This window comes from Blastococcus sp. SYSU D00669 (assembly GCF_054050715.1).
The window spans coordinates 87298-102897 of record NZ_JBJGZV010000007.1 but is presented as its reverse complement, the minus strand read 5'-3'; the positions used below and the strand labels follow the sequence as shown (position 1 = coordinate 102897).

Genomic DNA, 15600 nt, shown 5'->3' with positions numbered 1-15600 from the left:
CCCACCGCTCGCACGCTCGCGGCGGGCCCCTGCAGCGGGGCCGTTCCAGCACGTCACGTGGCCCGGTAGGAGAGGGCGCGGCCGTCGGGGGCGGTGAGGGTGAGCCGGTCACCGTCGACGGCGGCGGTCGGCCCGCTGTCGAGCACGGCGAGCACGTGCTCGTCCTGCCGGCCCAGGCCCTCGGGGCACCCGACGTCGTCGCGGTCGACCACCAGGGTGAGGACGTCGCCGTCGACGGACCACGTGCCGAGGAAGGGCTTGCACCCGGTCGAGCCGGTCAGCGAGCCGTCCGGCGCCAGGAGGAGAGTCCCGGGCTCGGCGGTCGACACCGTGGACGACGCCGTCTGACCGTCCACCAGGGTGTCGAGCACCCAGGTGGTCCCGGCCAGCTCGCGGTCGGGCACCGGAGCCGGTTCGCGGAAGCGCAGGGCCACGTCGGTCCCGGTGAGCACGAGCTCCGACCCCTCGAGGGCGGCCCGGTCGACCGATCCCAGCGCGGAGACGAACGCCGTCTCGGCCGCCATGACGTCGGGGTCGCAGCCCATCTCGGTGCCGCCGAGGCCCTCGACGGTCAGCGCGCCGTCGTCCAGGCGGTAGGTGCCGGAGAAGTGGTTGCAGAACGACCGCCCCGACAGCTCCCCGTCCCCGAACACCAGCGTCGCCACGACGCCGGCCGGCTGGGGGAGGGGCGCTCCGCCGGCGCTGCCCGACACCAGCTCCCAGCTGCCGAGGACGTCGGGCCGCGGCGACCCGGCGGAGCCGCCGCACGCGGCGAGCACCAGCAGCCCCGTGACCAGGAGCACCGCCGTCCGCACCACGCCGTGCAGCGTCGCGGGCGGGGATCCCGCCGCGCAAGCAGCAGGGCCCGGGGAGCCGAAGCTCCCCGGGCCCTCGTGACGTCCGCTCCTGCGGTGTCAGCGCTTCTCGCGCGACCTGCGCAGCTCCCGGGCCAGCAGCAGGACGCCGGCGCCGATCAGCACGATCCAGAGCAGTCCGCCGTCCTCGAACACCGAGAGCGGGAAGGTCACGCCGACCAGGGTGACCAGCGCCAGGACGGTGAACAGGACTCCCGGCACCAGGGCGACCAGGTCGACCCTGCGGCGCTGCGGCGGGGGCGGCGGCGCCGGGTCCTCCAGCGCCAGGGGCATCACTTCCTGCCAGGCCCGCTCCTGCCAGGCCGTGGGCGTGGTGGGGAACTCGCTGTAGTCGGGCTCAGGCACGCTGCACCTCCACGTCTCCGACTCCGGACTCGATGGTGATCACGAACTCGGCCCGTCCGTCGTCGCTCCAGGCGGCGCCGCGACCCGGGTCGAGCGAGTCGAGGCCGCCCTCGCCGTCGAAGACCTGCACGTCGCCGATGCCCTGGTCGACCCGGAGGACGACGTCGGCCGAGTAGGGGACGAGGACGTCGAGGTCGCCGACACCGTGCTCGATGCGCAGGCGGATCGGGTCGTCGACGTCGGTGAGGTCGACGTCGGACAGGTCGACGGTCATGTCGCCGGCGCCGAGCTCGTAGAGCGGCCGGACGTCGCCCGGGACCGCGGGCCGGTAGGTGCGCTCGCCGACCCCGCCGCCGTAGTTCCACGGCGCGGCGCTCGCCGCGATCGTGGCGAGCGACAGCAGGGAGCCGAGGGCGATCAGGCCACCCCGGGAGCGCCGGCCGCGGCTGAACGCGGCGGCCACCAGGCCGAGGCCGACGACCAGGAGCGCCGCGGCGAGGAAGCGGGCCGGGTCGACGTCCCAGGCGGTGAGCCGGGTGACCAGGACCAGGGCGCCGACGACGATGAGCAACCCGGCGATGGTCATGCCCGGCACCCGGGAGCGGGGACCGGCGGCCTGCCGCCGCTCCAGCGCCCGGTCGCGCCGGCCGGGGCCGGTCACCGAGGCGCCCGGCATGAGCAGCCAGAGCAGCAGGTAGACGAGGATGCCCGAGCCGCCGGCGAAGGCGAGGGCGACGAAGCCGACGCGCCAGAGCAGCGGGTCGATGCCGCTGTACTCGGCGAGGCCGCCGGCGACGCCGCCGAGCATCCGGTCTCCGCTGCGGCGCAGCGGTGCGCGGACCGCCGGTTCCGGCGGTGGGGGCTCGGCGGCCGGTGGTTCCACCGGCGGAGCGGGAGGGGGTGCGGATGTCATGCCAGCAGCCTCCCCGCCGCGGGGGCCGGTGGACATCCGGGATCGCCCCCATCCGACCCTGGTCCCGGGAACCGCCGCCGACCCGGGTGATCACCGGTGTCCCGCGCGGGGGAGCGGTGCGACCATCGGAAACGTGACCACCCCTGTCGCGGGGACCCCGGCCGTCGGGGAGCCGCCCCGCCCGCCGCTGGCGCGCCCCCGCTCGGGCCGCGTGCTGGCCGGCGTCGCCGCCGGTACCGCCGCGCACCTGCGGCAGGACCCGCTGCTGGTGCGCGCCGCGTTCGTCGTCCTGGCCGCGCTGGGCATCGGCGTCGTCCTCTACGGCCTGCTCTGGCTGACCATGCCGGTCGCCGAGCCCGGCGCGGAGCCGGTGGTGGCGCTGGCGCCCGGCAAGCAGCGCAGCAAGAGCCAGCTGGTCGGCCTGGCGGTGCTCGCCATCCTCGGCGTCACGCTGTTCGGGCAGGTGCTCTCGCTCGGCAACGGCAACGTCGTCCTGCCCCTGGTCCTGGTCGCCGCGGGCCTGGCGGTCATCTGGCGGCAGCTGGACACCGACCGCACGCTGGCCCTGCCCGGCGTCAAGTGGCTGCTCGCCGGCGGGATCCTGCTCGGCGCGACGGGGCTGGTCCTGCTGCTGGCCACGACCGGCCAGCTGGCCAACGCGCGCAACGGCTTCGCCGCGACCCTGGTCATCCTCGTCGGCATCGTGCTGGCCACCGCGCCGCTGTGGCGGCGGTTGCTGGACTCCCGCGACGCCGAGCGGGCCGCGCGCATCCGGTCGGAGGAACGGGCCTCCGTCGCCGCCCACCTGCACGACTCGGTGCTGCAGACCCTGGCGCTGATCCAGCGCAACGCCGACGACGCCGAGGCCGTCGGCCGGCTCGCCCGCGGTCAGGAGCGCGAGCTGCGCACCTGGCTCTACGAGCCGCAGGTCGCCGCCGGCGGTACCTGGGCCGGGCTGGTGGCGCGGGTCGTCGCCGAGGTCGAGGCCGACCACGCGCTCACCGTCGACTCGGTGGTCGTCGGCGACGCCCCGGTCGACGACGCCCTGGCCGCGCTCGGCGCCGCCACCCGCGAGGCGCTGGTCAACGCGGCGAAGCACTCCGGCGCGCCGTCGGCCGACCTCTACACCGAGGTCGGGGCGGGCGGGGTGTCGGTGTTCGTCCGCGACCGCGGGAAGGGCTTCGACCCCGACACCGTGCCCGACGACCGGCGCGGCCTGCAGGACTCGGTCCGCGGGCGGCTCACCCGGCTGGGCGGCACGGCGGAGATCCGGTCGGCCGTGGGAGAAGGAACGGAAGTGGAGCTCGTCTTGCCGAGGCAGGTGGCCGCGTGAGCGATCTGGTGCGGGTGTTCGTCGTCGACGACCACGCGATGGTCCGCGCCGGCGTGCGCGCCGAGCTGGGGGACGACGTCGAGTTCGTCGGCGAGGCCGCCGACGTCCCGAGCGCGGTCGAGGGCATCCGGGCGACCGCGCCGGACGTCGTCCTGCTCGACGTGCACCTGCCCGGTGGGGGCGGGCGCACGGTGCTCGAGACGCTGCGCGCCGAGCTGCCGTCGGTGCGCTGGCTGGCGCTGTCGGTGTCCGACGCCGCCGAGGACGTCATCGCGGTCATCCGGGCCGGGGCGCGGGGGTACGTCACCAAGACGATCTCCGGGGCCGACCTGCTCGCCGCCGTCCGCCGGGTGGCCGACGGCGACGTCGTCTTCAGCCCGCGCCTGGCCGGGTTCGTGCTCGACGCCTTCGCCGCCTCCGGGCCGGCAGCCCCGGCGCCGGCCGAGGACCCGGCGACCGATCCCGGGCTGGACCTGCTGTCGGCCCGCGAGCGCGAGGTCATGCAGCTGCTGGCCCGCGGCTACACCTACCGCGAGATCGGGTCGCGGCTGTTCATCTCGGTGAAGACCGTCGAGTCGCACGCGTCGAACGTGCTGCGCAAGCTGCAGCTGTCCAACCGCAACGAGCTCACGAGGTGGGCGGCGACCAACCGGCTGCTGTGAGGCGGCGTGTGCTGGTCGGCCTGGGGATCGTCGTCTGCGTGCTGGCGCTGGTCGTGACGCTCTTCTGGGCCTTCCAGCGCCGGCTGGTCTACCTGCCGCAGGGAGCGCCCGGGCCCGTGCCGGCCGGCGCCCGGGAGGTCGAGCTGACCACCGCCGACGGCCTGCGGCTGGGTGGGTGGTTCTACGAGGGGGACGACGGCGCGCCGGCGGTGCTGGTCGCCAACGGCAACGGCGGGCACCGGGGCATGCGCGCGCCGCTGGCCCGGGCGCTGCACGACGCCGGGCTGTCGGTGCTCCTCTTCGACTACCGCGGCTACGGCGGCAACCCCGGCGACCCCACCGAGGAGGGGCTGGCCCGCGACGTCCGGGCGGCCCGCGCCTTCCTGCTCGAGGAGACCGGGGCGCCGCTGCTCTACTACGGCGAGAGCCTGGGCGCCGCCGTCGTCACCGAGCTGGCCGTCGAGCACCCGCCGGCCGCGCTGGTGCTGCGCTCGCCGTTCACCGACCTGGCCGCCGTCGGCAGCCACCACTACCCGTTCCTGCCGGTCCGCCTGCTGCTGCGCGACCGGTTCCCGGTGGCCGAGCGGATCGCCGGCGTGCGGGTGCCCACCGTGGTCGTCCTGGGCACCGCCGACTCGATCGTGCCGCCCGCGCAGAGCCGCGCCGTCGCCGACGCCGCCGCCGGGCTCGACCGGCTGGTCGAGGTGCCCGGCGCCGACCACAACGACGCCGTCCTGCTCGACGGGCCGGATCTGGTGGGCGCCGTCGTCGAGCTGGCCGGTCAGCTCGACTGAGCCGCCACGAAGTCGCGGGCCTCCTCGACCAGCGACGGCCACGCCGGCGACGGGGCGACGACGACCCAGCCGTTCATCGGCCGGCCGTCCATGGGCTCGAACTGCTCGGCCCGCCCGCCGGCCACCAGCGCGTCGCGCCGCGCGGGGGGCAGCTTGAGCACGAGCTGCTCCTGCCACCAGATCGCGAAGAACGTGCGGCCGGTCCGCAGGCCCTGCGAGCCGAACATGCTGCCGCGGGTCACCGCGCCGTCCACCACGCGGTCGGCGAGCTCGTCCCAGGCGGTCATGCCGTGAAGACCACGTGGAAGGCCTCGGCCAGCCGGCCCTCCGGCAGGTCGAACCGCCGCGCCGTCTGGGCCATCCAGCCGCGCACGAACCCGTCCAGGTCCGGCACGTGGCTGACCTGGCTCTTGTGCTGGCGCAGCGCCTCGAGCTTGCGGTCGGCGACGTCGGTGACGTCGACGGCGTGGTCGGCGCGCGGGCTGGCGCCGAGCCACACCTCGGCGACCGTCCACGCCTCGAGCCCCTCGTCGGCGAGCAGCTCGGGCCAGGCGAAGGGGTTGCGGGCGTCGGGGTAGACCGCCCGCAGCGTCGACTCGCCGACCGTCATGTGGTCGGGGTGGCTCGCCCCGATGCGCTCGTAGAAGCGCTCCGGCGAGCTGGTCAGCACCCTCTGCGGCCGGACCTGCCGGATCACCCGGCTGATGTCGCGGCGCAGGTCGAGCGACAGCTCCAGCCGGCCGTCCGGGTAGCCCAGGAAGCGCACGTCCTCGACGCCCACCGCGGCCGCGGCGGCCCGCTGCTCGGCCCGCCGCAGCGGGCCCATCTCGTGCCGCGGCGTCTCGTCGAAGCCGCCGGCGTCGCCGTCGGTGACGATGCAGTAGGTCACCTCGGTGCCGGCGTCCACCCAGGTGGCCACCGTGCCGGCGCTGCCGAAGTCGACGTCGTCGGGGTGGGCGAGCACGCACAGCGCCCGCTCCACGTGCTCGGCTGGCTTCGTCGGCCGGGCGAACGGATTCGTCACCCGCCGGACTCTAGGCGCGCCCTCACCACTCCGGGGGATGAACCCGGCGCCCGATCCTGCCGACGTCCTGGTCGGGCGCGGCTGCGCCACCGACCAGGGAACGGAGGCCCATGGCCACCACCCGGAGGCGCCGGCCGGCGCCACCGACGCCCGCCGTGCTCGCCGCGGCGGCCGTCGTGCTGGGCTGGTCGCTGGCCGCGGTGTGGCTGCCCGCGGACGTCTTCGGCGTCGTCGTCTCCAACCTGGCCCAGCTGGGGGCGGCCGCGGCCGCGAGCCTGGCCCTCGCCTGGCGCGCCGTCCGCTCCACCGGCCGGCTGGCCTGGACGTGGGCCACCTTCGCCCTCGCCTGCTCCTGCTGGACCGCCGGGCAGCTGTACTGGGCGGTCGAGGAGATGTCCGGGCACGGCATCCCGTTCCCGTCGGTCGCCGACGTCGGCTTCCTGCTCTTCCCCGTCGTCGCCGCGGTCGGGCTGCTCCTGCACCCCGCCGAGGGTGGCACCCGCGCCCGGTGGCAGCGCGCGATGGACGCGGTCATGACCGCCGCCGCGGTCGGCCTGGTCAGCTGGGAGACCTCGCTCGGCGTCGTCATGGCCGGGGGGTTCGCCGACGACGTCCTCTCCTCGCTGCTCCTGGTCGCCTACCCGGTCCTCGACGTGGTCCTCGTCGTCCTCACCGTGGCCACGCTGGCCCGCAGCCAGCGGCGCAGCCTCGATCTCGTCCTCGTGGCCGCGGGCCTGGTCTCGATCGGCGTCTCCGACAGCACGTTCGCCTACCTGCAGACCACCGGCGGTTACGACGGCGGGCTGGTCGACAGCGGCTGGGTGGTGGGCTTCCTGCTCGTCGCGCTGGCCGGGACGCTGCCGCGGCCGGTGGGGGAGGCGAGCACGGCCGGCTCGAGCGGCGCCGTCGTCCGGACCGCCCTGCTGCCCTACGTCCCGGTGGCCGCGGGGCTGGCCTCCAGCCTGGTGGTCACGCTCGTCGGGCGGACGCTGGGCAGCGTCGAGACCATCCTGGCGACGGTGGTCATCTCGCTGCTGCTGGCCCGCCAGTTCCTCGCCCTGCGGGAGAACGTCCGCCTCGCCGAGGAGCTGGCCGCGCGCGAGGCGCTGCTGGTGCACCAGGCGTCCCACGACGGGCTCACCGGCCTGGCCAACCGCGCGCTGTTCCGCGACCGGGTCGAGCGGGCGCTGCAGGCCCACGCCGACGGGGGCAGCGCCGTCGCGCTGGTCTTCCTCGACCTCGACGACTTCAAGGTCGTCAACGACACGCTGGGCCACGCCAGCGGCGACGAGCTGCTGATCCGCGTCGCGGAGCGGCTCACCGGCGCCATGCGGTCCGGCGACCTCGTCGCCCGGCTCGGCGGTGACGAGTTCGCCGTCCTGCTCGCCGACGACGACGCAGCGGGCCCCGCGCACCGGGCGCTCGAGGCCTTCCACGCGCCGTTCGCGGTGGGTGCCCGTGCCGTCGGCGTGCGCGCCAGCGTCGGGGTGTGCACCGTGGCGCCGGACGACCCGCCGTGCACCGTGGACGAGCTGCTCGTCCGCTCCGACCTGGCGATGTACTCCGCCAAGAGGTCCGGCAAGGACCAGGTGGTCAGCTACACCAGCGGCCTGCACCTGGCCGAAGTGGAGGACCGCGTGCTGCACGAGCGGCTGCGGGCGGCGATCGCGGCGTCCCAGGTCACGCTGGAGTACCAGCCGATCGTGGAGGTCGGCACCGGGCGGATCTCCTCGCTGGAGGCGCTGGCCCGCTGGCGCCCGGGCGGCATCGACGTCGGCCCCGACGTCTTCATCCCGGTCGCCGAGCGGACCGGCCTCATCGACGAGCTCACCGCCGCCCTGCTGGCCGAGGCGTGCGCGCAGGTGACCGCCTGGTCCGTCGAGGCCGGCCGACCGCTGTCGGTGCACGTCAACGTGCCGCCGTCGTCGCTGGCCTCGCCGGAGTTCGTCCGGTCGGTAGGGCGGCTGGTCGCCCGCCACCGGCTCGCCGCCGGGCAGCTGGTCCTGGAGATCACCGAGTCGGGGATCCTCGAGGACCCGGCGCAGGCCGAGGGCGTCGTCGCGCACCTGCGCGCGCTCGGCGTCGGCGTCTCCCTCGACGACTTCGGGGTGGGCCAGTCCTCCCTCGCCCGGCTGGGCAGCATCGCGCTGGACTCGGTCAAGATCGACCGGTCCTTCCTCGAGCGGATCGACACCGACCCGCCGCAGGCCACCCTGCTGGCCGCGGTGCTCCGGCTGGCCCGCGACATCGGCCTGCCCGTCGTGGCCGAGGGCGTGGAGCGGCCGCGGCAGCTGGAGATGCTCCGCGAGCTCGGCTGCCCGCTCGCGCAGGGCTTCCTCCTCGGGCAACCGGTCGCGGCCGCCGCCGTCCCGGGGCTGCTGTCCGACCAGCTCGTCGCGCTGACCCCCTAGCTCACGGCCGCCAGGCCGGCGAGCTTGTCGGGGTTGCCCATCAGCAGCACCTGCTCGACCAGGCCGTCCACCAGCACCAGCTGCAGCGCCATGTACGGCCCGGCGTCGGTGCGGACGACGACCGCGGGCGCCCCGTTGAGCTCGACCGGCTCGACCCGCATGCCGGGCAGCGCGGTGCCCTGGGGGGCGACGGCGGCGAGGAACCGGGCCACCTTGCCGGCGCCGACGATCGGGCGCGGCGGCGCCTTGACCAGGCCGCCGCTGTCGGCCACCAGCACGACGCCCGGCGACATCGCCGCCAGCAGCGCGTCGACGTCCCCGCCGACCGCGGCCTCGAGGAAGCGCTCGGTGACCTCGCGCGCCGACCGGCGGTCGGTGTCGAACCGCGGCCGCCGCGCCTGCACGTGCTCGCGCGCCCGGTGCCCGAGCTGCCGGACGGCGGCCTCCGAGCGGTCCAGGGCGGCGGCCACCTCCGCCCACGGCAGGCCGAACACCTCGCGCAGGACGAAGACCGCGCGCTCGACGGGGGAGAGCGTCTCCAGGACGACGAGCACCGCGAGCGAGACCTCCTCGCCGAGCTCGGCCGCCTCGGCCGGGTCGTGCCGGGGGTCGGCCTCCGCGCCGGTGAGGAGCGGCTCCGGCAGCCACGGGCCGACGTAGGTCTCCCGCTGCGCCCGCGCCGACCGCAGCCGGTCCAGCGCCAGGCGGGTGGTGATCCGCACCAGGTACGCCCGCTCGTCGACGACGTCGTCGCGGTCGGCCGCCGACCAGCGGAGCCAGGTGTCCTGCACGGTGTCCTCGGCGTCGGCGACGCTGCCGAGCATCTCGTAGGCGACGGTGAACAGCAGCCGGCGGTGCCGGTCGAAGGCCTCCAGCGGGTCGCTCACGACTGCACCTCGCAGCTCGTCATGGTCCGTCGTCCTCTCTCCGCAGGGTGTCCCATGGAGACGGGACGGCGGCCCCCGGTGTGACATCCGGCGCTTCCGGACCGAGATCGGCCGCGGAAACCCCTGGTCGGCCGCCCGCCACGTCCGCCATGCTGTCCGACCGTGGTGGTCCAGGCACGCCCCGTGGTCGGCCGGGCGGCGCTGCCCACCACCGCGGTCGCCGCCGCCGTCGCCCTGGTGGCCGGCTGCCTGGCCGCGATGCTCGTCCTGCCCTCCGACGTCTGGTCGCGCTACGTCTCCAACCTGGCCCAGGTCGTCGCGCCGGCCGGCGCGGCCGCCGCCCTGGCCTGGCGGGCCCGGCGGTCGGCGGGCCGGCTGCGCTGGGGCTGGGGGCTGCTGGCCGTCGGCTGCGCCGCCTGGGCGGCGGGGCAGTCCTGGTGGGCCAGCGAGGAGATCCGCGGCGACGGGATCCCGTTCCCCTCGGTGGCCGACGTCGGCTTCCTCGTCTTCCCCCTGCTGGCCGCCGCCGCCCTGCTGCTCTACCCGACCGACGGCGGTGCCCGGGGGCGCTGGCGGCGGACCTCCGACGCCCTCATGACCTCGGCCGCCGTCGGCCTGGTCAGCTGGGAGACCGTGCTCAGCGCCGTCAGCGACCGCTCGGCCGAGCTGAGCCGGCTGGCGTGGGTGCTGTTCCTCGCCTACCCGGTGCTCGACGTCGTCCTGATCGTCCTCGCCGTGCTGACCGCGACCCGCACGCGCGGGCCGCGGCTGCCGCTGCTGCTGGTCTGCGCCGGGGTGGTCGCGCTCAGCGTCGCCGACAGCGCGTTCGCCTACCTGCAGGCGACGTCGTCCTACAACGGGGGCTCGGCCGACCTCGGCTGGATCGTCGGCTTCCTGCTGCTGGCGCTCGCCGGGGTGGCCCGCACGGGGGCGACGGAGGTCGGGAACGACGACGCCGGCGACCTGGGCACCGGCGACCCGGCGGCGGAACTGCGCGCCGACCTGCTGCCGTACGTGCCGGTCGCCGTCGCGCTGGTGGCGACCGTCGTCTTCGCGCTGGGCGGCGGTCGGCTCGGCGTCGCCGAGGTGGTCCTGTCGACGGTCGTGATCACGCTGATCCTGGTGCGCCAGTACGCGATGCTGCGGGAGAACGTGCGGCTCGGCGGCCGGCTGGCCCGGCGCGAGGCGATGCTGCGGCACCAGGCGTTCCACGACGGGCTGACCGGGCTGGCCAACCGTGCGCTGTTCCTCGACCGGCTGGAGCAGGCGCTCAACCGGCACCGCCGCCGGCAGAGCCCGGTCGCGCTGCTCTTCCTCGACCTCGACGACTTCAAGGTCGTCAACGACACCCTCGGGCACGCGGCCGGCGACGAGCTGCTGGTGCAGGTGGCGGCGCGGCTGCAGGACGCGACCCGCGACGTGGACACGGTCGCCCGGCTCGGCGGCGACGAGTTCGCGGTCCTGCTGGAGAGCGGAGCGGACGTGCACTCGGCGAGCGCCCGGGCGCTGGAGGCGCTGCGCTCACCGGTCGTGCTGGGTGGGCGGCCGGTGACGGTGCGGGCCAGCGTCGGGGTCTGCGTCCTCGGCCCGGACGACCCGCCGGCCCGCCCCGACGCGCTGCTGGTGCGCTCGGACACCGCGATGTACGCGGCGAAGCGGTCGGGCAAGGGGCAGGTCGTCACCTACACACCGGGGCTGCACCTCGAGGAGGTCGAGGACTTCACGCAGGCGGACCGGCTGTGCCGGGGGCTGACCGACGGGGAGGTGACGCTGGCCTACCAGCCGATCGTCGAGCTCGGCACCGGCCGGATCGTCGCCCTGGAGGCGCTGGCCCGCTGGCGGCCCGACGGCCGGGAGGTGCCGCCGTCGGTGTTCGTGCCGCTGGCCGAGCGGGCCGGGCTGCTCGACCGGCTGACCGGGGTGCTGCTGGAGCAGGCGTGCGACCGCGTCGCCACGTGGTCGGCCCAGTGCGACGCCGTCCTGTCGGTGCACGTCAACATCGCGCCGGCGTCGCTGGCGTGGACCGGTCTGGTGCCGCGGGTGCGCGGGCTGGTGGCCCGGTACGAGCTGGCCCCCGGTCAGCTGGTGTTGGAGCTGACGGAGACCGGTCTGCTGGCGCACGAGGAGGCCGCGGAGCGGGTCATCCGGGAGCTGCGCGAGGTCGGGGTCGGGGTGGCGCTGGACGACTTCGGCGTCGGCCAGTCCTCGCTCGCCCGGCTGGGCGCGCTCACCCTCGAGTCGGTGAAGATCGACCGGTCGTTCCTCGCCCGGATCGACAGCGACGAGCGGGAGGCGACGCTGCTCGGCGCGGTGTTCCGGCTGGCCCGCGACCTGGCGCTACCGGTGGTGGCCGAGGGCGTCGAGCGCCCCGGCCAGCTCACCGCGCTGCGCCGGATGGGCTGCCCCCGGGTGCAGGGCTTCCTGCTGGCCCGGCCGCTGCCGCCGACCGCGGTGCCGGAGCTGCTGGGGAGCTCCGCCGTCCTGACCGGCTAGAGCTTGCCGCGGCCCTGGCGGAGCAGCATCAGGGCGAGCGTGGCGCCGTCCGGGCCGAGCGCGTCCTGGAACCTGGCCAGGATCTGCTGCTCGCGGGCGAGGGAGAGCCGGGTGCCGCCGGCGGCGGCGCGCAGCGCGCCGATCTCCTTCGAGATCGCCAGCCGGCGCTGGACGAGCTCGATGATCCCGGCGTCGCAGGCGTCGATCTCGCCGCGCAGCTCGCCGATGCGGGCGGCGGTCTCGGTGGCGGCGTCAGCGGTGGTGGTGCTCATCGGAACGGCTCCTCAGGGCGGTCCGGGCCGTCGGACCCCGGGAACGAGAGACGCCCCGGGCTCTTCGGGCCCGGGGCGTCGGTTGCTGTGGTCGCTCAGCCAGCAGTGACGGACACCGGATCCCGATGCCCGTGGTAAAAGCTGACGCTGGCGAGCTGCACGGCGAGGAGTCTGCCACAGCCGTCGCCGCGCCGGCCACCAGGTGCCCCGGACGGGTGTCGCGGGGGGCCTCCCCGGACCCGGGAGGAGGTGTCACCCGATCGGCTTACAGTGATGTGGTCATGAGCAGCGCCCAACCCCTCCCCGGTACCGCCACCCTCCAGCGCACGGCTCGGGGCCCGGCGGGGCGTGACCTCGACCGCATGCTCGCCGGGCTCAACGGCCCGCAGCGCGACGCCGTCGTCCACGAGGGCGGGCCGCTGCTGATCGTCGCCGGCGCCGGCTCGGGCAAGACGCGGGTGCTCACCCACCGGATCGCCTACCTGCTGGGCGCCCGCGGGGTGCAGCCGGGCGAGATCCTCGCGATCACCTTCACCAACAAGGCCGCCGGCGAGATGAAGGAGCGGGTGGCCCAGCTCGTGGGGCCCCGCGCCCGCGCGATGTGGGTGTCGACGTTCCACTCGATGTGCGTGCGCATCCTGCGCGCCGAGGCGGCCAAGCTGGGCCTGAAGTCGTCGTTCACGATCTACGACCAGGGCGACTCGGTCCGGCTGATGACGATGGTCGCCCGCGACCTCGACCTCGACGCCAAGCGCTACCCGGGCCGCAGCCTCGCCGCGCAGGTGTCGAACCTGAAGAACGAGCTGGTCGACGAGGAGAGCTTCGTCCCGCAGACGGCGCCGGAGAAGGTGCTCGCCGAGGCCTACAAGCTCTACCAGCAGCGGCTGCGCCAGGCGCACGCGCTGGACTTCGACGACCTGATCATGACGACGACCCACCTGCTGCAGGCGTTCCCCGACGTCGCCGAGCACTACCGCCGGCGGTTCCGGCACGTCCTCGTCGACGAGTACCAGGACACCAACCACGCGCAGTACGTGCTCGTCCGCGAGCTGGTCGGGGGGACGGGTGGGGGACCGGCCGGCCCGGTGCCGCCGGCCGAGCTGTGCGTCGTCGGTGACGCCGACCAGTCGATCTACGCCTTCCGCGGCGCCACGATCCGCAACATCGACGAGTTCGAGCGGGACTACCCCGAGGCGACGACGATCCTGCTGGAGCAGAACTACCGCTCCACGCAGCGCATCCTGCGGGCCGCGAACACCGTCATCGCGAAGAACACCGGCCGGCGGCCGAAGAACCTGTGGACCGACGCCGGCGACGGCGAGCTGATCGAGGGCTACGTCGCCGACAACGAGCACGACGAGGCGGCCTGGGTCGCCGAGCGGATCGACGAGCTGGTGGACGAGGGCGACGTCGCCCCCAAGGACATCGCCGTCTTCTACCGGACCAACAACGCCTCCCGCGTCTTCGAAGAGGTGTTCATCCGGGTCGGCATGCCCTACAAGGTCGTCGGCGGCGTGCGCTTCTACGAGCGCAAGGAGGTCCGCGACGCGCTGGCCTACCTCAAGGTGGTCGCCAACCCGGCCGACGTCGTCAGCCTGCGGCGGGTGATCAACACCCCGAAGCGCGGCATCGGCGAGCGGGCCGAGGCGTGCATCGAGCAGTTCGCCGACCGCGAGCGCATCGCCTTCGCCTCGGCGCTGCGCCGGTGCAGCGAGGTGCACACGCTCGCCCCGCGGTCGCTCAAGGCGATCCAGGAGTTCGTCGCCCTGCTCGAGGAGTTCGAGCAGCTGGTCGAGACCGGCTCGGGTCCGGCCGCCCTGCTCGAGAGCATCCTCGACCGCACCGGCTACCTCGCCGAGCTGTCGGCCTCGACCGACCCGCAGGACGAGGGCCGCGTCGACAACCTCAACGAGCTCATCTCGGTGGCCGCCGAGTTCGAGGCGGCCAGCCCGGAGGGCACGGTCACCGACTTCCTCGAGCAGGTCTCGCTGGTGGCCGACGCCGACCAGATCCCGGTCTCCGGGGACGACGCCGGCGTCGTCACGCTGATGACCCTGCACACCGCCAAGGGGCTGGAGTTCCCGGTCGTCTTCCTGACCGGTCTGGAGGACGGCGTCTTCCCGCACCTTCGCGCGCTCGGCGACCCGCGGGAGCTGGAGGAGGAGCGCCGGCTGGCCTACGTCGGCATCACCCGGGCGCGGCAGCGGCTGTTCCTGTCGCGGGCGCAGGTGCGCACCAGCTGGGGGCAGCCGGCCTACAACCCGCCGTCCCGGTTCCTCGACGAGCTGCCGGCCGACACCGTGCACTGGACCCGCACCGAGCCGGTCCCCACGACGTCGAGCTACTCGTCCTCGGCACAGGCCCGGGTGGCGGCGACCGGCCTGTCGACCGGCGGCCTGCGCGGCGGCGCCGGCAACCGGGCGGTGATCTCGGTGGAGGTCGGCGACCGCGTCAGCCACGACGCCTTCGGTCTCGGCACCGTGGTCGAGGTGAACGGCGTCGGCGACAAGGCCCAGGCCACCGTCGACTTCGGCTCCGGCGGCACGAAGCGCCTCGTCCTGCGCTACGCCCCCCTCGTCAAGCTCTAGCGTCGACGAGCCGGCCCCGGAGGGGTTGGCGAGGAGGCGCTGGACGCCGCCCTGCGAGGCGGTCCGACGAGAGGGCCCGGAGGGTCCTCGAGGAGGCCCGGGAACGGCTCAGCGCCGGTGGGGGACGGCACGTGGCCGCGGTGCGGCCGGTAGGCCGGCAGATCACATGGTGACGTTCCGCTCGGCGAGCCACTCCTCGGTGTCGATCGGCCGGCCGTTCATGCCACCGCGGTGGATCTCGAAGTGCAGGTGCGGGCCGGTCGAGTAGCCCTCGCTGCCCACCTTGGCGATCTGGTCGCCCGCGTGGACGACGTCGCCGGCCTCCACGTCGTAGTAGCGCATGTGGCCGTAGATCTGGACGTTGCCGTCGGCGTCCTGGATGTAGACGGCGTTGCCGTACCCGGACGCCGCTCCGGCGCGGATGACGACGCCGTCGGACGCGGCGTAGATGGGGGTGCCCAGCGGTGCGGCCAGGTCGATGCCCCAGTGCATCTGGCCCCAGCGCATGCAGTAGCAGGTCGTCATGCGGCCCTGGACGGGCAGCACGGTCTCGGGCTCGCGGGCGGCGCGGGAGGCGGCCAGCTCGCCCAGGCGGGCCTGCGCCTCGGCCTCGGTGATGCTCTGCCGCATGGCGGCGTCGTCCATGCCGCCGGTCATCCCGATGTCGGTGGAGGCACCCAGGCCGTAGTCGGCCGCGGTGGCCGAGACGTCGGTGGTGTCGTCGCCGGCGAAGGACGGGACGCCGGCGATGACCGCGCCGGCGATGAGGGCGGCCAGCCAGAGGTGCGCCCGCCGGCCGGGCGGCAGGGGCAGCCGGCGACCGCGGGTGTGCTCGCTCCGCTCGGACTCCACCGCGGTCTCCGTAGCAGGACGGGTCGGGCGGCGGATCCCGGGCCGGGGAAGAGCCAGGGTCACGGGGAGCACCTTCCGGTGGTGGATCGACGAGCCCGGCTGGTGTCGGGAACGTGATCGGACCGTAACGATGCGTCAGGAGTCGACAAAG

Annotated in this window: 14 protein-coding genes; 6 read left to right on the top strand and 8 right to left on the bottom strand. The window is 75.1% G+C overall.

Annotated elements, in window-relative coordinates; translation table 11 throughout:
• Nucleotides 1–53: 53 nt before the first annotated feature.
• From ACI8AF_RS07305 to ACI8AF_RS07295, 3 genes are all read right to left on the bottom strand, one after another.
• Nucleotides 54–818: an META domain-containing protein gene (locus ACI8AF_RS07305; RefSeq protein WP_456539028.1), complete on the bottom strand. Its 765-nt coding sequence runs from the start codon at nt 816–818 to the stop codon at nt 54–56.
• Between the two features lie 96 nt (nt 819–914).
• The gene (locus ACI8AF_RS07300; protein WP_456539027.1) at nt 915–1220 is read right to left on the bottom strand and encodes a hypothetical protein; all 306 of its coding nucleotides are present in this window, start codon (nt 1218–1220) and stop codon (nt 915–917) included.
• Nucleotides 1213–2133: a PspC domain-containing protein gene (locus tag ACI8AF_RS07295; RefSeq protein ID WP_456539026.1), complete on the bottom strand. Its 921-nt coding sequence runs from the start codon at nt 2131–2133 to the stop codon at nt 1213–1215. The genes ACI8AF_RS07300 and ACI8AF_RS07295 overlap by 8 nt, the downstream gene beginning before the upstream one ends.
• A gap of 133 nt (nt 2134–2266) precedes the next feature.
• Between ACI8AF_RS07295 and ACI8AF_RS07290 the strand changes: the two genes are divergently transcribed.
• From ACI8AF_RS07290 to ACI8AF_RS07280, 3 genes are read left to right on the top strand one after another with little or no spacing between them, the layout of a single operon-like run.
• Nucleotides 2267–3466 carry an ATP-binding protein gene (locus tag ACI8AF_RS07290; protein WP_456539025.1) on the top strand — a complete coding sequence of 400 codons (1200 nt, stop codon included), beginning with the start codon at nt 2267–2269 and terminating at the stop codon, nt 3464–3466.
• Nucleotides 3463–4128 (top strand): response regulator, encoded by a 666-nt coding sequence (locus ACI8AF_RS07285; RefSeq protein ID WP_456539024.1) that lies wholly within the window; start codon nt 3463–3465, stop codon nt 4126–4128. Before ACI8AF_RS07290 ends, ACI8AF_RS07285 begins: the two co-directional genes overlap by 4 nt.
• Nucleotides 4125–4922 carry an alpha/beta hydrolase gene (locus ACI8AF_RS07280; protein WP_456539023.1) on the top strand — a complete coding sequence of 266 codons (798 nt, stop codon included), beginning with the start codon at nt 4125–4127 and terminating at the stop codon, nt 4920–4922. The genes ACI8AF_RS07285 and ACI8AF_RS07280 overlap by 4 nt, the downstream gene beginning before the upstream one ends.
• On the opposite strand, the gene ACI8AF_RS07275 is transcribed toward ACI8AF_RS07280, so the two are convergent.
• Both ACI8AF_RS07275 and ACI8AF_RS07270 read right to left on the bottom strand, forming a co-directional pair.
• Nucleotides 4910–5209 (bottom strand): TfoX/Sxy family protein, encoded by a 300-nt coding sequence (locus ACI8AF_RS07275; RefSeq protein ID WP_456539022.1) that lies wholly within the window; start codon nt 5207–5209, stop codon nt 4910–4912. The genes ACI8AF_RS07280 and ACI8AF_RS07275 overlap by 13 nt on opposite strands.
• Nucleotides 5206–5946, bottom strand: coding sequence for a PIG-L deacetylase family protein (locus ACI8AF_RS07270; RefSeq protein ID WP_456539021.1), 741 nt, complete (start codon nt 5944–5946; stop codon nt 5206–5208). Before ACI8AF_RS07270 ends, ACI8AF_RS07275 begins: the two co-directional genes overlap by 4 nt.
• A 110-nt stretch (nt 5947–6056) precedes the next feature.
• On the opposite strand from ACI8AF_RS07270, the gene ACI8AF_RS07265 reads away from it, so the two are divergent.
• The gene (locus ACI8AF_RS07265) at nt 6057–8357 is read left to right on the top strand and encodes a putative bifunctional diguanylate cyclase/phosphodiesterase (protein WP_456539020.1); all 2301 of its coding nucleotides are present in this window, start codon (nt 6057–6059) and stop codon (nt 8355–8357) included.
• Here ACI8AF_RS07265 and ACI8AF_RS07260 read toward each other — a convergent pair.
• Entirely contained in the window at nt 8354–9244 is an 891-nt protein-coding gene (locus ACI8AF_RS07260) for an RNA polymerase sigma-70 factor (protein ID WP_456539019.1), read from the bottom strand. The two genes, ACI8AF_RS07265 and ACI8AF_RS07260, sit on opposite strands and share 4 nt — an antisense overlap.
• A gap of 162 nt (nt 9245–9406) precedes the next feature.
• Between ACI8AF_RS07260 and ACI8AF_RS07255 the strand changes: the two genes are divergently transcribed.
• Nucleotides 9407–11737, top strand: a complete 2331-nt coding sequence (locus tag ACI8AF_RS07255; protein ID WP_456539018.1) for a putative bifunctional diguanylate cyclase/phosphodiesterase — start codon at nt 9407–9409, stop codon at nt 11735–11737.
• On the opposite strand, the gene ACI8AF_RS07250 is transcribed toward ACI8AF_RS07255, so the two are convergent.
• Nucleotides 11734–12009 (bottom strand): chorismate mutase, encoded by a 276-nt coding sequence (locus tag ACI8AF_RS07250; RefSeq protein ID WP_456539017.1) that lies wholly within the window; start codon nt 12007–12009, stop codon nt 11734–11736. The two genes, ACI8AF_RS07255 and ACI8AF_RS07250, sit on opposite strands and share 4 nt — an antisense overlap.
• Before the next feature lie 281 nt (nt 12010–12290).
• Here ACI8AF_RS07250 and pcrA point away from each other — a divergent pair, with 281 nt between their 5' ends.
• The gene (gene pcrA / locus ACI8AF_RS07245) at nt 12291–14597 is read left to right on the top strand and encodes a DNA helicase PcrA (RefSeq protein ID WP_456539016.1); all 2307 of its coding nucleotides are present in this window, start codon (nt 12291–12293) and stop codon (nt 14595–14597) included.
• 162 nt (nt 14598–14759) lie between these two features.
• Here pcrA and ACI8AF_RS07240 read toward each other — a convergent pair whose 3' ends face one another.
• On the bottom strand, nt 14760–15449 hold the full coding sequence (locus ACI8AF_RS07240) for a M23 family metallopeptidase (RefSeq protein WP_456539015.1): 690 nt from the start codon (nt 15447–15449) through the stop codon (nt 14760–14762).
• Nucleotides 15450–15600 lie beyond the last annotated feature (151 nt).

Excerpts from the sequence above, each read along its gene's own strand:
- ACI8AF_RS07295 (WP_456539026.1), bottom strand. The coding sequence starts at position 2,133 with ATGACATCCGCACCCCCTCCCGCTCCGCCGGTGGAACCACCGGCCGCC.
- ACI8AF_RS07275 (WP_456539022.1), bottom strand. The coding sequence starts at position 5,209 with ATGACCGCCTGGGACGAGCTCGCCGACCGCGTGGTGGACGGCGCGGTG.
- ACI8AF_RS07265 (WP_456539020.1), top strand. The coding sequence starts at position 6,057 with ATGGCCACCACCCGGAGGCGCCGGCCGGCGCCACCGACGCCCGCCGTG.
- ACI8AF_RS07250 (WP_456539017.1), bottom strand. The coding sequence starts at position 12,009 with ATGAGCACCACCACCGCTGACGCCGCCACCGAGACCGCCGCCCGCATC.
- pcrA (WP_456539016.1), top strand. The coding sequence starts at position 12,291 with ATGAGCAGCGCCCAACCCCTCCCCGGTACCGCCACCCTCCAGCGCACG.